The sequence below is a fragment of the Phenylobacterium sp. VNQ135 genome (genome assembly GCF_049445735.1).
Taxonomy (GTDB): Bacteria; Pseudomonadota; Alphaproteobacteria; order Caulobacterales; family Caulobacteraceae; genus Phenylobacterium.
Genome location: NZ_JBMSDS010000002.1, coordinates 611086 through 624186 on the forward strand (window position 1 = coordinate 611086; position 13101 = coordinate 624186).

13 protein-coding genes are annotated in these 13101 nt (G+C 71.6%); 6 read left to right on the forward strand and 7 right to left on the reverse strand.

What is annotated here, in order from left to right:
• Nucleotides 1-16: 16 nt before the first annotated feature.
• Nucleotides 17-886, reverse strand: a complete 870-nt coding sequence (locus tag ACO2Q0_RS08815) for a TraB/GumN family protein (protein ID WP_423351122.1) — start codon at nucleotides 884-886, stop codon at nucleotides 17-19.
• A gap of 7 nt (nucleotides 887-893) precedes the next feature.
• A complete protein-coding gene (gene mutM / locus ACO2Q0_RS08820; RefSeq protein ID WP_423351123.1) occupies nucleotides 894-1757 on the reverse strand; it encodes a bifunctional DNA-formamidopyrimidine glycosylase/DNA-(apurinic or apyrimidinic site) lyase in 864 nt (287 codons plus the stop codon).
• Between the two features lie 60 nt (nucleotides 1758-1817).
• Between mutM and ACO2Q0_RS08825 the strand changes: the two genes are divergently transcribed.
• On the forward strand, nucleotides 1818-2576 hold the full coding sequence (locus ACO2Q0_RS08825; RefSeq protein WP_423351124.1) for a class I SAM-dependent methyltransferase: 759 nt from the start codon (nucleotides 1818-1820) through the stop codon (nucleotides 2574-2576).
• Between the two features lie 4 nt (nucleotides 2577-2580).
• On the forward strand, nucleotides 2581-4092 hold the full coding sequence (gene ubiB / locus ACO2Q0_RS08830) for a 2-polyprenylphenol 6-hydroxylase (protein WP_423351125.1): 1512 nt from the start codon (nucleotides 2581-2583) through the stop codon (nucleotides 4090-4092).
• Here ubiB and ACO2Q0_RS08835 read toward each other — a convergent pair.
• Entirely contained in the window at nucleotides 4089-4649 is a 561-nt protein-coding gene (locus ACO2Q0_RS08835) for a hypothetical protein (RefSeq protein WP_423351126.1), read from the reverse strand. The two genes, ubiB and ACO2Q0_RS08835, sit on opposite strands and share 4 nt — an antisense overlap.
• A 116-nt stretch (nucleotides 4650-4765) precedes the next feature.
• On the opposite strand from ACO2Q0_RS08835, the gene coaBC reads away from it, so the two are divergent.
• A complete protein-coding gene (coaBC, locus tag ACO2Q0_RS08840; protein WP_423351127.1) occupies nucleotides 4766-5959 on the forward strand; it encodes a bifunctional phosphopantothenoylcysteine decarboxylase/phosphopantothenate--cysteine ligase CoaBC in 1194 nt (397 codons plus the stop codon).
• Nucleotides 5956-6414, forward strand: coding sequence for a dUTP diphosphatase (gene dut / locus ACO2Q0_RS08845; RefSeq protein WP_423351128.1), 459 nt, complete (start codon nucleotides 5956-5958; stop codon nucleotides 6412-6414). Before coaBC ends, dut begins: the two co-directional genes overlap by 4 nt.
• A gap of 3 nt (nucleotides 6415-6417) precedes the next feature.
• Here the strand turns inward: dut and ACO2Q0_RS08850 are convergent, their stop codons facing one another.
• From ACO2Q0_RS08850 to ACO2Q0_RS08860, 3 genes are all read right to left on the reverse strand, one after another.
• Nucleotides 6418-7854, reverse strand: a complete 1437-nt coding sequence (locus tag ACO2Q0_RS08850) for an amidase family protein (RefSeq protein ID WP_423351129.1) — start codon at nucleotides 7852-7854, stop codon at nucleotides 6418-6420.
• A 4-nt stretch (nucleotides 7855-7858) separates the two neighbouring features.
• Nucleotides 7859-8632, reverse strand: a complete 774-nt coding sequence (gene dapB / locus ACO2Q0_RS08855; protein WP_423351130.1) for a 4-hydroxy-tetrahydrodipicolinate reductase — start codon at nucleotides 8630-8632, stop codon at nucleotides 7859-7861.
• A 141-nt stretch (nucleotides 8633-8773) separates the two neighbouring features.
• On the reverse strand, nucleotides 8774-9388 hold the full coding sequence (locus ACO2Q0_RS08860) for a glutathione binding-like protein (RefSeq protein ID WP_423351131.1): 615 nt from the start codon (nucleotides 9386-9388) through the stop codon (nucleotides 8774-8776).
• A gap of 76 nt (nucleotides 9389-9464) precedes the next feature.
• Here ACO2Q0_RS08860 and ACO2Q0_RS08865 point away from each other — a divergent pair, with 76 nt between their 5' ends.
• The gene (locus ACO2Q0_RS08865) at nucleotides 9465-10073 is read left to right on the forward strand and encodes a TetR/AcrR family transcriptional regulator (RefSeq protein ID WP_423351132.1); all 609 of its coding nucleotides are present in this window, start codon (nucleotides 9465-9467) and stop codon (nucleotides 10071-10073) included.
• A gap of 63 nt (nucleotides 10074-10136) precedes the next feature.
• On the opposite strand, the gene ACO2Q0_RS08870 is transcribed toward ACO2Q0_RS08865, so the two are convergent.
• Nucleotides 10137-10598 (reverse strand): hypothetical protein, encoded by a 462-nt coding sequence (locus ACO2Q0_RS08870; RefSeq protein WP_423351133.1) that lies wholly within the window; start codon nucleotides 10596-10598, stop codon nucleotides 10137-10139.
• A gap of 206 nt (nucleotides 10599-10804) precedes the next feature.
• Here ACO2Q0_RS08870 and ACO2Q0_RS08875 point away from each other — a divergent pair, with 206 nt between their 5' ends.
• The gene (locus tag ACO2Q0_RS08875) at nucleotides 10805-13096 is read left to right on the forward strand and encodes an NADP-dependent malic enzyme (RefSeq protein ID WP_423351134.1); all 2292 of its coding nucleotides are present in this window, start codon (nucleotides 10805-10807) and stop codon (nucleotides 13094-13096) included.
• The last annotated feature ends 5 nt before the right edge of the window (nucleotides 13097-13101 follow it).

Below are 13101 nucleotides of genomic sequence, written 5' to 3' on the forward strand. Positions count from 1 at the left end.
CGCTGGAGCCCGCGACTTACGGCCCCGTGACGGAATAGCCAAGCGCCCGCAGTCGGGCGGGCACGCCGCCGTCGCCGATCAGGTGGCCCATGCCGACGACCACGACGGTGCGCCCCTTGCCTTTGAGCCGATGGTCCAGGGTCTGCACCCAGCGCGCGTTCCGGTCGGTGACCAGGCGGCGGTAGAGCAGGGGCGAGGCCTGTCGGAGCGGCTGCAACGCCTCGCGCTCGATGAGGCCGAGGTCGCCGCTGGCCCAGGCCGCGACGAGGGTGTCGAAAGCTTTGGGATCCTTCTCCATCTCCACCATCGTCTCGCGAAGCGACGCGATCTGCTCGCCCTCGGGGGCCTCGTCGAAGATGGCGAGCTGTTCGGCGACGGTCTCCAAGGCGCGGCGCCGGGCCTTGGGCGGGGCGGCGGCCTCGACGGCCTTCTCGACGCCGTCCTCGAGCCCGGCTCCCGACTTGCGGAAAGCCGCGCCGGACAGTGCGAGCTCGGCGAGCCACGGCTCCAGCCGGTCGAGCACGGCCTTGTCGACGCCGTAGGCCTCGGCCACCCGGACCAGGCGGGCGGCGTCGGCCGGCGGCAGGCGTTTGAACAGGGACTCGCCGGGCGGCAGGACGCCTTTCTCACCGGCCAGGCGGGCGCTTTCCTGCTCGGCCTCGGGGCCGGCCGGGAGCTCGAACCAGAGGTCGTCGGCGTCCTTCAGGGCCGCGGCCAGGGCGGGGGGCTTCCAGGCCAGGCCCGGCGGCAGGACGTGGACCGAGCCGAACAGCACCATCTCGGAATCGGCGTCCTTCACCACCCACACCGGCGGCTGGGCGGCGGCCGCGGTCGCGGAGAGGAGGGCGGCGGACGCCGCGAGGGCGGCCGTGACGGCGCGGATCATGGCGACCCTATTTCTGGCAAACGGGGCAATAGAAGGTCGAGCGCCCGGCCTGGACCTGGCGGGCGATGACGCCGTGGCAACCGTCGTTCGGGCAGGGGCAGCCCTCGCGGTCATAGACGCGGAAGCTGTGCTGGAAGTAGCCCAGCGCGCCGTCGGCCTGGGCGTAGTCGCGCAAGGTGGAGCCGCCGGCGGCGATGGCCAGCCGCAGGACCTCGCGGATGGCGTCGACCAGGGGCGGCAACCGAGCGGCGGCGATCTTCCCGGCGGGCCTGAAGGGCGAGATGCGGGCCCGGTGCAGGGCCTCGCAGACGTAGATGTTGCCGAGGCCCGCGACGATCCTCTGGTCGAGGAGCAGCGTCTTCGGGCCCTGCTTGCGGCCCTTGAAGGCCGTCTTCAGCCGGGCGGCGTCGAAGGCGTCCGACAACGGCTCGGGGCCGAGCTCGGCGAACCATGGGTGGAGGTGCATCGTGGCCGTGTTGACCAGGGCCATGTAGCCGAAGCGGCGAGGATCGTAATAGGTGACGCGGACGCCCTCGTCGGTCTCGAAGACTACATGGGCGTGCTTGGGGTCGGGATCCGGCGCATAGTGGAAGCGGCCGGGGCGGCTCTCCCCTTCCGGACAACTGATCTCGAACCGGCCGCTCATGCCCAGGTGCATGACGAGCGTGTCCTCGCGATCCAGGCGGGCCATCAGGTACTTCGCCCGTCGTTCCATGGAGAGCACGGTCGCGCCGGTCAGCACCTGAACGAAGTTCTCCGGGAAGGGGAAGCGGAGGTCCGGGCGGCGGGCTTCCACGCGGACCAGGCGGCGGCCTTCCATCACCGGGGCCAGGCCGCCCCGGACCGTCTCGACTTCGGGCAATTCGGGCATGGACTCTGGTTGGCACGCCGTCGCTGGCGCGTCGAGGGTTCAGCGTTTAAGACGCCGCCCATGACCGGACCCACCGCCACCTTCGGTTTCCGCGACGTGGACGCCCGCGAGAAGGCGGGCCTCGTGCGCGGCGTCTTCGACCGCGTGGCGCGCCGCTACGACCTGATGAACGACCTGATGAGCGGGGGCGTGCACCGGCTCTGGAAGGACGCCGTGGCCGCGCGGCTGAATCCGCAGCCGGGGGAGACGATCCTGGACGTGGCCGGCGGCACCGGCGACATGGCGCGCCGGTTCGCGAAGATGGCCCGGCGGGTGCAGGAGCGCCGGGGCGGCGACGACGCCCAGGTGGTGGTCATCGACTATAATGCCGAGATGATCGCGGCCGGCCGGGAGCGCGGCTTCGAGCCCGAGATCGTCTGGGCCGTGGGCGACGCCCAGCGCCTGCCCGTGCCTGACCGCACGGCCGACGCCTATGTGATCAGTTTCGGCATCCGCAACGTGACCGACATCCCGGCGGCGCTGCGCGAGGCGCGGCGCGTGCTGAAGCCCGGCGGCCGGTTCCTGTGCCTGGAGTTCTCCCACCCTACGACCGAGGCCCTGCGCAAGGCCTACGACGCCTATTCGTTCAAGGTGATCCCGGAGATCGGCGCCCGAGTGGCCGGCGACCGCGAGAGCTACCAGTATCTCGTCGAGAGCATTCGGCGTTTTCCCGACCAGAAGCGTTTCGCCGGCATGATCTCCGAGGCGGGCTTCTCCCAGGTGGGCTTCACCAACTTCACGGCGGGCGTCGCCGCGCTCCACACCGGCCGGGCGATCTAGGCCCATGGCCGGGCCTAGCGCCTTCCTGCGGCTGATCGGGGCCGGCTGGACCCTCGTCCGCAACGACGCCCTGCTGCCGCGCGAGCTGGACGCGCTCTATTCCTCGGGCGTCCGGACCGTCGCCCGGGCCTTGCGGCTGTTCTGCGGCCGTCAGGCGCGCGACGGGCGGCCGGGCGAACGGCTGGCGCGATCGCTGGAGCGGCTGGGGCCGGTGGCGATCAAGCTAGGCCAGCTCCTGTCGACGCGCGCGGACATCTTCGGCCGCCAGTTCGCCGAGGATCTTTCAAGATTGAAGGATCGGCTTGCGCCGTTCCCGACGGCGGTGGCGAGGGCCGAGGTGGAGTACGCCCTGGGACGGCCGATCGAGACCCTGTTCGCCAGCTTCGGCGAGCCCGTGGCGGCGGCCTCGCTGGCCCAGGCGCATGAGGCGGTGCTGCTGGACGGCCGCCGGGTGGCGGTGAAGGTGCTGCGTCCGGCCATCGCCCGGCGGGTCGCCGAGGATTCCGAAGTTTTGGACCTGGCCGCCCGGCTGGTGAACCGCTGGGTCCCGGCGGCGCGCCGGCTGGAGCCCCGCGGCTTCGCCCAGACGGTGATCCGCGCCACCGAACTGGAGCTGGACCTGCGGCTGGAGGCCGCGGGCGCCGACGAACTCGGCGAGGTCATGGCCGAGGACGGCTACATGGCCGCCCCCGTCGTGGTGTGGGACGGCGTCGGCAAGCGCGTGCTGACCATGGAGTGGGCCAAGGGCCGGCCGCTGTCGGACGAGGATGTGCTGGCCGACCCGGCGTTGGACCGCAAGGCCCTGGCCGACAACCTGATCCGGGCGTTCCTCGCCCAGGCGCTGGACCACGGCGTCTTCCACGCCGACCTGCACGAGGGGAACCTGTTCGTGGCCGCCCCGGCGCAGATCACGGCCGTGGACTACGGCATCGTCGGCCGCATCGGCGCGCCCGAGCGGCGCTACCTGGCCGAGATCCTCTGGGGCTTCCTGAACCGCGACTACGAGCAGATCGCCCGGGTCCACTTCGAGGCGGGCTATGTGCCGGCGCGCCACAGCGTCTCGGCCTTCGCCCAGGCGCTGCGGGCGGTGGGCGAGCCCATCTTCGGACGGGCGGCCGCCGAGGTGCCGATGAGCCGGGTGCTGACCCAGCTGTTCGAGATCACCGCCCTCTTCGACATGCGCCTGCGCCCCGAGCTGGTGCTGCTGCAGAAGACCATGATGACGGTGGAGGGCGTCGCGCGCCGCATCGACCCGGATCACGACATCTGGGCGGCCTCCGAGCCGGTGGTGCGCCGCTGGATCGCCCGCGAGCTGTCGCCCGCCACGCGGCTGAAGCGCTTCGCCGGCGAGGCCGAGATCGCCATGCGCAACCTCGCCCGCCTCGTCCAGGACCCGCCCGCGCCCACCGCGGTTGCGGTGGTGGAGGAACGGCGCGAAGGCCATCCGCTCCTCTGGTTCGCCCTGGGCGCCGTCGTTTCCGGGGCGGCGTTCCTGGCCGGAATGGCCCTGGGCTAGGCGTCGTCGTCGGCGTCGCGGCGCGAGGCCTGACGCGACTGGCGCTTGGCTTCACGGGCCTTCACCTCGTCCCAGTAGGCCGGGCCGTCGTCCGGTTTGAACATGGTCCGCGGCGCGCCATCCTTGGTGGCGATGGCGAAGACGTTGCCCTTCGGGTCGTAGAAGAGCGTGTCGCCGTTGGCGCGGGTGAGCGTCAGCGTGCCGCGCGGCGGCTTGTCGACGAAGGCGTGGGCCTTCCTCACGAACGCGTCGCGGGTGTCGGCGCCGAAGGCTTCGCCGTTGCGCTCGAAGGCGCGCTGGGCGTTGTCCTCCGCCGAGTAGCGGCGGCTGGCCGACCACATGGGCTTGCCGTCGATCTGCTTCACCGGGTCGTCGCGGTGATCGACGCGGGCCGTTTCGCGCGTCTCCCCGTCCTCGCGGGCCGTCTCGTGCGGGACCGCCATCTGGGTCCCCGCCGCCTGGTGTTCGGCCACCGCCGAAGGGCCGTTGTCGCAGGCCGACAGCATCAGCGCCGAGGCCGCCGCGCCGACGAGCAGCGCCTTCCCTACCCGAACCATCTCGTTCTCCGTCCTAATGCCGAGCTGGAACGAACTGAGAACACAGCTGCGCCGGTTTGTCGAGTCCTGCGCATTCGCCTACATGAGGGCCCTCATTCGCGAAGGGGCGGCGAGCCTTGGACGAGAAGCGGGTCCTCCTCATCGTCGGCGGCGGCATCGCCGCCTACAAGGCGCTGGAGCTCACGCGGCTGCTCCGCAAGGCGGGCGTCGGCGTGCGGCCGATCCTGACGAAGGCCGGGGCGGAGTTCGTGACCCCGCTGTCGCTGTCGGCTCTGGCCGAGGACAAGGTCTATTCCGAGCTGTTCTCGCTCACCGACGAGGCCGAGATGGGCCACATCGAGCTTTCCCGGTCGGCCGATCTGGTCGTCGTGGCGCCGGCGACGGCCGACCTGATGGCCAAGGCGGCGAACGGGTTGGCCGGCGATCTCGCCTCCACGACTCTGCTCGCCACCGACAAGCGCGTCCTGATGGCGCCGGCGATGAACGTGCGCATGTGGGAGCATCCCGCCACCCGGCGAAACCTCGCGACCCTGAAGGCCGACGGCGTGCTGTTCGTCGGGCCCGACGAGGGCGCCATGGCCTGCGGCGAGTACGGCGAGGGCCGGATGGCCGAGCCCGCGACGATCTTCCAGGCGATCCAGGACGCCCTGGCCGGCGCGGGTGCGCGCCCGCTCAAGGGCCGACGCGCCGTCGTGACGGCAGGGCCGACCGCCGAGCCGATCGATCCCGTGCGGGTGCTGACCAACCGCAGCTCGGGGAAGCAGGGCTACGCCATCGCCCGGGCGCTGGCCGAGCTGGGCGCGGACGTGACGCTGGTGAGCGGGCCCACCGCGCTGCCGGCGCCTGCCGGCGTGAGGCGGGTGGACATTGAGACGGCGCGCGAGATGCTGGCCGCCTGCGTAGCGGCCCTGCCGGCCGACATCGCCGTCTGCGTCGCGGCGGTGGCCGACTGGCGGCCGGAGAGCGTCGGCGCCGGCAAGATCAAGAAGGACGCGGGCGGGCCTCCGGCGATCAGCCTGGTCGAGAACCCCGACATCCTGGCCACGCTCAGCCAGTCGAAGGCGCGGCCGAAGCTGGTGGTGGGGTTCGCCGCCGAGACCGATGACGTCGAGGCCCACGCCATGGCCAAGCTGGAGCGCAAGGGCTGCGACTGGATCGTCGCCAACGACGTCAGCATCGAAGGGACCATGGGCGGCGACGCCAACGCCGTGGCGGTAGTGTCCAAGGCGGGAATCGAGCGATGGGAGCAGGCGCCGAAGGCCGAGGTGGCCAGGAGGCTCGCCGCTCGCATCGCTGAGGAGTTCAAGTGACCGCACCCGTCGTCCCGATCCTGCGCCTGCCCCACGGCGAGGGCCTGCCGCTGCCGGCCTACGAGACCGCCCAGGCGGCGGGAATGGACCTGCGCGCGGCGGTGGCCGACGGCGAGACTCTGACGATCGAGCCGGGCGCGCGGTTCGCCGTCCCCACCGGCTACGCCTTCGCCCTGCCGGCCGGCTACGAGGCCCAGGTGCGGCCGCGATCGGGCCTGGCGCTGAAGTCGGGCGTCACCTGCCTGAACACGCCGGGCACCATCGACGCCGACTACCGCGGCGAGGTGAAGGTGATCCTGGCCAACCTCGGCGAGGAGGACTTTCATATCCGTCGCGGCGACCGCATCGCCCAGCTGGTGATCGCCCCGGTGGTTCAGGCCGCCTGGACCGAGGTGGATGCGCTGGACGAGACCGCCCGCGGCGCCGGCGGCTTCGGCTCGACCGGCTCGAAATAGGGCCTAGAGCGCCGGCGGCAGGAAGCCGCGGATGTCCTCGTCGATGGACTGCGCCAGGGCCAGCAGCCGGCCGTCCCCGCCGGGCGGTCCGATGAGCTGGGCGCCCACCGGCAGCCCGCCTTCGCCCAGCCCGGCCGGCACGGCGGTGGCGGGCAGCTTCAGGGCCGTGGCGAGCGCGATCCACTGAGCCATCGAGATGTACGGGTGGGTCCGGCCCTCGGAATCCGTCAGCACCCGCTTCTGGAACGGGCGCGTGTCGTGCGGGAAGGCCGCCACGGGTGCGATCGGCGCCAGGATGGCGTCGAAGCGGTCGAACAGGCCCATGATCTCGTGGCGCAGCCGGGCGCGGACGGCGTCGGCCGCCATCCATTCGGTGTGACGGGCCGTATAGGCGAGCGTCATGGCGGCGGTGGAAAACGGCGGGGCGCCGCGGCGCACGGCGAGCTTGGCGAGCGGCCGGGTCAGCTCCATCGAGCCCAGCATGCGGCCCGGCAGGTCCTCGGCCAGGACGGAGCCCAGGAGCACCTGATAGGCGCCGAGGAGCTGGTTGACGTCGACGGGGCTTGGGATCGGCTCCACCGTCGCGCCGGCGGCGGCGAGTTCGCCGGCCAGCCGTAGGACGACGTCGCGCACCTGGCGATCGAGGACGAAGGCGGGCTCGTCCACCCACAGCGCGATCCGGGCGGAGGTGAGGTCGGCGCCCGGCGCCTTGGGCGCGAGCGGCCCGTCCTCCATCACCGACAGCAGCAGGCGCAGGTCGCGGGCCGAGCGCGCCATCGGGCCCACGACGTTGAGGTCCCGTTCGGCGTACGAGCCCGGCGCCGGGGGGACGTGGCCGCGCTGGCTGACCATGCCCCAGGTGGGCTTGTGCGAGAACACGCCGCAGAAGCTGGCCGGCACGCGCAGGCTGCCGCCGATGTCCGAGCCGATCTCGATGGGCGTGACCCCGGCGGCCAGCGCCGCCGCCGCGCCGCCCGACGAGCCGCCGGGGGTGCGCTCCAGGCTCCACGGGTTGCGGGTCGCGCCGTAAAGCGGGTTGGCGGTCTGCCAATCGCCGGCCATGACCGGCACGTTGGTCTTGCCCCAGATGACCGCGCCCGCGCTGCGGACCAGGGCCACCGCCCGGGCGTCCTCCGCGAGCCGGCGGCGCAGCTCGGCGATTCCGGAGGATGCCGGCATCCCCGCGACGTCGAAGGTGTCCTTCACCGTCATCGGCACGCCGGCCAGCGGCCCCAGCGGATCGCCCTTGCTCCGCTGGTCGTCGATCGCCCGCGCCCGCTCGAGCGCGCGCTCGAGGTCGATGGCGACGACGGCGTTCAGGGCCGCGTGCGTCTTCTCGTGGCGGGCGAGGGCCGCCTTCAGCAGCTCGACCGCCGACGCCCGCTTGCCGGCCAGCGCCTGGACGATGGCGGTCGCGTCGAGGTCGAGGAGGTCGGCCACGGCCTCAGGTCCCCTTCATGCCGAGCACGTCCTGCATGTCGTACTCGCCAGGCGGGCGGCCCACGACCCAGCGGGCGGCGGCCAGCGCCCCGCGGGCGAAGAGCGTCCGGTCCCGGGCGGAGTGGCCGAGGGTGAGGATCTCGTCCTCCGCGGCGAAGATCACGCTGTGCTCGCCCACGACCCCGCCGCCGCGGATGGCGGCGAAGCCGATCTGGCCCACGGGCCGCTCGCCGGTGATGCCTTCGCGGCTGCGGCGCTCCACCTCGCTCAGCGAGACGCCGCGGCCCTCGGCGGCGGCGGCCCCCAGCATCAGGGCGGCGCCCGACGGCGCGTCCACCTTGCGGCGATGGTGGGCCTCGACGACTTCGATGTCCCAGGCCTCGGCCGGCAGCGCCCGGGCAGCCCTGGCCACAAGGCCCATCAGCATGTTGAGGCCGAGCGAGAAGTTGCCCGCGCGGACGATCGGGATGCGCTTCGAAGCCTCGGCGATGACGGCGAGCTGGGTCGGATCGAACCCGGTGGAGCCGATCACCAGGGCCTTGCCGGCGGCGGCGACACGCGGCGCGAGTTCGGCTGAGGCGGCGGCGATGGTGAAGTCGATCACGAGGTCGCAGGCGGCGATCGCCGCGTCGGCGTCGGCCAGACCCTCGCCCGTTGCGCCAGGTCGGTCGAAGCGGCCCGCCAGGGCGAAGGCGGGGTCCCGCGAGAGGGCGTCGGTGACGACACGGCCCATGCGGCCCAGGGCGCCGGCGACGGCGATCTTGATCGGTGCGGCCACGACCCCTCCGGAAAGCTCGCCCGGAAAGTCACGCGAGCCGGGGCGCGGGGTCAAGGCAAGGCTGTGGGAGCGCCGCGACTTTGGTCCCCCGCGGCGCTCCCGCCGCAGCCGCCGCCGGGGAAGGCCGCGGCCGCGGTGTCCTCAGGCCGCGAGGCGGTATTCGGCGAACTCCTCGCCAAGCGCGCGGGCGACGGCCGGGCGGGCGCGGAGCCGGTCGCGATAGGCGATCACGGCCGGATATTCGTCGAGGTCGAACCGCACGGCCTGGGCCCAGTTGAGCACGGCCGCCAGATAGGCGTCGGCGACGCTGAACCGGTCGAGGATCCATTCGCGGCCGGCGAGGTGCGCGTCCAGGTGGGCGAAGCGTTCGGCCCCGGCTTCCCGCGCCACGGCCTTGGCGGCGTCGTCGAACTTCGGGCTGAGCAGGGGCGTGAAGACGAACTTGTGCAGCTCCGAGCTGATGAAGTTCAGCCACTGCTGCAGGCGGTAGCGCTCGAAGCCCTGCGGCGCGAGGCCAGCCTCGGGATAGGCGTCGGCGATGTACTGCAGCACGGCCGCGTTCTCGGTCAGCACCTCCCCGTCCGGCGTGCGGATGGCGGGCACCAGGCCCTTGGGATTGACGGCGCGATAGTCCTCGCCCTCGGCGGTGCGGCCCGCCTTGGTGTCGACGCGATGGAAACGGGCCTCCGCCCCGGCCTCGTAGAGGGCAATCCGGCTGGCCAGGGAACAGGCGAGGGGCGAATAGTAGACGTCCATGGGCAGGCTCCGTCTCTCGGGGTTGATATCTATACCGTTCCGCACAAAATAGCGGGGGTCAAGGATTGTTTGCGGGATGGTACAAAAAGACGAGCGGCGCCGCGGCCGACCGCGGAGCTTCGATCCGGAGGTCGTGCTCGAGAAGGCGCGCGCGGTGTTCTGGAACCAGGGCTATGCGGCCACGTCCCTGGACGACCTGGCGGCCGCCACGGGCCTGAACCGGCCGAGCCTCTACGCCGCCTTCGGGGACAAGCACGGGCTCTACATGGCGGCGCTGGGCCGCTCGCGGGACGAGGCGCTGGCCGGGCTCAGCCGCGCACTGTCGGCGGAGCGGCCGCTGAGGGCGGTGACGTCTTTCGTCCTGGAGCGTTCGATCGAGATCTACCAGGCCGGCGACATCGCCCAGCGGGGCTGCTTCGTCGTCGGCACCGCCGTGACCCAGGCGGTGGAAGACCCCGAGGTCCGGGCCCTGGCCGCCGACTTCATCGACCAGACCGAGGCGCTGTTCCGCCGCCGCTTCGAGCAGGACGCGGGCCAGCTCGCGCCCGGCGTTCGGCCGGCGGCGGCCGCTTCGATGATCACCGCCGCGATGCACACCCTGTCGATCCGGGCCCGCACGGGTTCGACGACGGACGAGTTGGCCCGTGTCGCGGACGCCACGCTGGAGATGCTGTTCGGTGCATAGAAAAGGCGGCCGCGTCGCCGCGGCCGCCTTCCTGTGGTCGTCCCTCGTGGTGCGTGAGGGAGACTACTTCTTCAGCATCTGCTGGATCTCGGCCTGACTGGCGTTGATCGTCGCCGCGCCGTCGGCCACGCCCAGCTTGGTCGCGTCCACGGCGAAAGTGTCCGCGCCCATCTTGATCGTGGCCATGGTCTTGCCGCCGTCGCTCTTGACGTCGGCGACCTGGCCGATGCTCGCGCCGGTCTTGTCCTTGACGGTCATGCCGGCCGTGACGCTGGCGTTGGCGCCGGCTGCACCCGCGCTCGGGGCGGTCGCCCCTGCGGAGGTGTCAGCGGTCGCGCCCGCCGTCGTTCCGGACGCCTGGCCGGCTGCATCGTCGGTGGTCGCGCCGGCCGCAGCGCCGGGCTGGGCGCCGGTCGACGAGGCCGCCGGCGGGGTCGAACCCGCAGTCGAGGTCGTCTGGGCCAGGACCGGCGTTGCGAGGCCGAGCGCCGCGACGGCCGCGGCGGCGGAAAGGACTTCTCTCATAGGCATGCTCCCTGCACGCCCCCACACCCCTGCAGGGGATGAAACTGCCTGGGCTCTCGAAGGGTTCCCCGCGCACGCAAATTTGTCGAAGGATGAATTTGCCTTCCGGCCTTGTTCCGCTGGGGAAGGTTGTTTGCAGCCGCGCCGCTCTATAGGTTGCGCGCCTTCCTGTATCCGCGCCCAGCCAAGGGGGCACTGACGCGCGCATGAGCGACGCCGAAAAACGCACCTTCACCGACGAGGAAGCCCTGAGCTTCCACCGCCTGCCCCGTCCGGGGAAGATCGCCATCGCCGCCACCAAGCCGATGACGACGCAGCGGGACCTCTCGCTCGCCTATTCGCCGGGCGTGGCGGTGCCGGTGCTGAAGATCGCCGAGGATCCGGAGGCGGCCTACGACTACACGTCGAAGGGCAATCTCGTGGCGGTGATCTCGAACGGCACCGCGATCCTGGGCTTGGGCGACCTGGGCGCCCTGGCCTCGAAGCCGGTGATGGAGGGCAAGGGCGTCCTCTTCAAGCGCTTCGCCGACGTTGACGCCATCGACGTCGAGGTGGCCTCCAAGGACGCCGACGAGATCATCACCGTCGTGAAGAACATCGGCCTGACCTACGGCGGCATCAACCTCGAGGACATCAAGAGTCCCGAGTGCTTCCGGATCGAGACCGAGCTGCAGGAGCTGCTCGACATCCCGGTGTTCCACGACGACCAGCACGGCACGGCGATCATCTCGGCCGCCGGCCTTATCAACGCCTGCCACATCACCGGCCGCGACCTGAAGGACGTGAAGGTGGTGCTGAACGGCCCCGGCGCGGCGGGCATCGCCACGCTCGAGCTGATCAAGGCCATGGGCGTGCCGCACCAGAACGTCATCGCCGTCGACCGCAAGGGCGTGCTGTACCGCGGCCGCACCGAGGACATGAACCAGTGGAAGTCGGCGCATGCGGTGGAGACCGACGCCCGCACCCTGGCCGACGCGCTGAAGGGCGCCGACGTGTTCATCGGCCTCTCGGCCAAGGGCGCGCTGTCGGGCGAGCTGGTGAAGTCGATGGCGCCCAAGCCCATCATCTTCGCCATGGCGAATCCCGATCCGGAGATCACTCCCGAGGAGGTCTATGCCGTCCGCCCGGACGCCATCGTCGCCACGGGGCGCAGCGACTACCCGAACCAGGTGAACAACGTCCTGGGCTTCCCCTACATCTTCCGCGGCGCGCTGGACGTGCGGGCCCGGCGGGTGAACATGGAGATGAAGATCGCCTGCGCGAACGCGCTGGCGCAGCTCGCCCGCGAGGACGTGCCAGACGAGGTGGCCGCCGCCTATCACGGGACGCAGCTCAAGTTCGGGCCCGAGTACATCATCCCGACGCCCTTCGACCCCCGGCTGATCTGGTACATCCCGCCGTTCGTGGCCCAGGCGGCCATGGACACGGGCGTCGCCCGCAAGCCGATCGAGGACATGGACGCCTATCGGGCGGCGCTCGCCCAGCGGCTCGATCCGACCGCGGCCTTCCTGCAGAAGCTGCAGGGCGCCGTGCTCGCCGGTCCGAAGAAGAAGATCGTCTTCGCCGAAGGCGAGGAGCCCAGCGTCATCCGGGCCGCCTACGGCTTCCAGTCGGGCGGCCTCGGCGAGGCGATCCTGGTCGGGCGGGAGGAGCTGATCCACGAGAACATGAAGCTCGTGGGCCTCGATCCCTCCGAGGCGAAGCTGTCGATCATCAACGCCCGACTGTCGCACTGGAACGCCGAGTTCACAGACAACCTCTACAAGCGCCTGCAGCGCGAGGGCTACCTGCGCCGCGACGTGCAGCGGCTGATCAACCAGGACCGCAACGCGTTCGCCGCCTCCATGGTCGCCCACGGCCACGCCGACGGCATGGTCACCGGCGTGACCCGGGCCTACGACCAGGTGCTGGAGGAGGTGCTGCGGGTGATCGATCCGGCGCCCGACGGCCGGGTCATCGGCATGAGCGTGGTGCTGGCCAAGGGCCGGACGCTGTTCATCGCCGACACCAACGTCACCGAGATGCCCGACAGCGAAGACCTCGTGGAGATCGCCATCGAGGCGGCCCGCGCGGTGAAGACGCTGGGCTACAAGCCCCGGGTCGCCTTCCTCAGCTACTCGGCGTTCGGCAATCCGATGGGCGAGCGCTCGGAGAAGGTGCGCCAGGCCGTCGCCATGCTGGACGAGATGGACGGCATGGACTTCGAGTACGAGGGCGAGATGCCGCCTGAGCTGGCGCTGGAGCCGGAGCGGCGGGGCAACTACCCGTTCATGCGCCTGTCCGGTCCGGCCAATGTGCTGATCATGCCGGCCATCCACTCGGCGGCGATCTCGACACAGCTGCTGAAGTCGATCGGTGGGGCGACGGTGATCGGCCCGATCCTGCTCGGCCTCAACAAGGCGGTGCAGATCTGCCCGCTGGCGGCCTCCGTCTCGCGCATCCTGCAGCAGGCGACCCTGTGCGCCTACGACCGTCCGCTGGCGGAGGTCGAGAGCTGATGCGC

What these genes read in the sequence shown, in the direction of transcription:
- mutM (WP_423351123.1), bottom strand. Translation starts at nt 1,757, where the DNA reads ATGCCCGAATTGCCCGAAGTCGAGACGGTCCGGGGCGGCCTGGCCCCG.
- ACO2Q0_RS08815 (WP_423351122.1), bottom strand. Translation starts at nt 886, where the DNA reads ATGATCCGCGCCGTCACGGCCGCCCTCGCGGCGTCCGCCGCCCTCCTC.
- ACO2Q0_RS08860 (WP_423351131.1), bottom strand. Translation starts at nt 9,388, where the DNA reads ATGGACGTCTACTATTCGCCCCTCGCCTGTTCCCTGGCCAGCCGGATT.
- ACO2Q0_RS08875 (WP_423351134.1), top strand. Translation starts at nt 10,805, where the DNA reads ATGAGCGACGCCGAAAAACGCACCTTCACCGACGAGGAAGCCCTGAGC.
- ACO2Q0_RS08835 (WP_423351126.1), bottom strand. Translation starts at nt 4,649, where the DNA reads ATGGTTCGGGTAGGGAAGGCGCTGCTCGTCGGCGCGGCGGCCTCGGCG.
- ubiB (WP_423351125.1), top strand. Translation starts at nt 2,581, where the DNA reads ATGGCCGGGCCTAGCGCCTTCCTGCGGCTGATCGGGGCCGGCTGGACC.
- ACO2Q0_RS08825 (WP_423351124.1), top strand. Translation starts at nt 1,818, where the DNA reads ATGACCGGACCCACCGCCACCTTCGGTTTCCGCGACGTGGACGCCCGC.
- ACO2Q0_RS08865 (WP_423351132.1), top strand. Translation starts at nt 9,465, where the DNA reads ATGGTACAAAAAGACGAGCGGCGCCGCGGCCGACCGCGGAGCTTCGAT.
- ACO2Q0_RS08870 (WP_423351133.1), bottom strand. Translation starts at nt 10,598, where the DNA reads ATGAGAGAAGTCCTTTCCGCCGCCGCGGCCGTCGCGGCGCTCGGCCTC.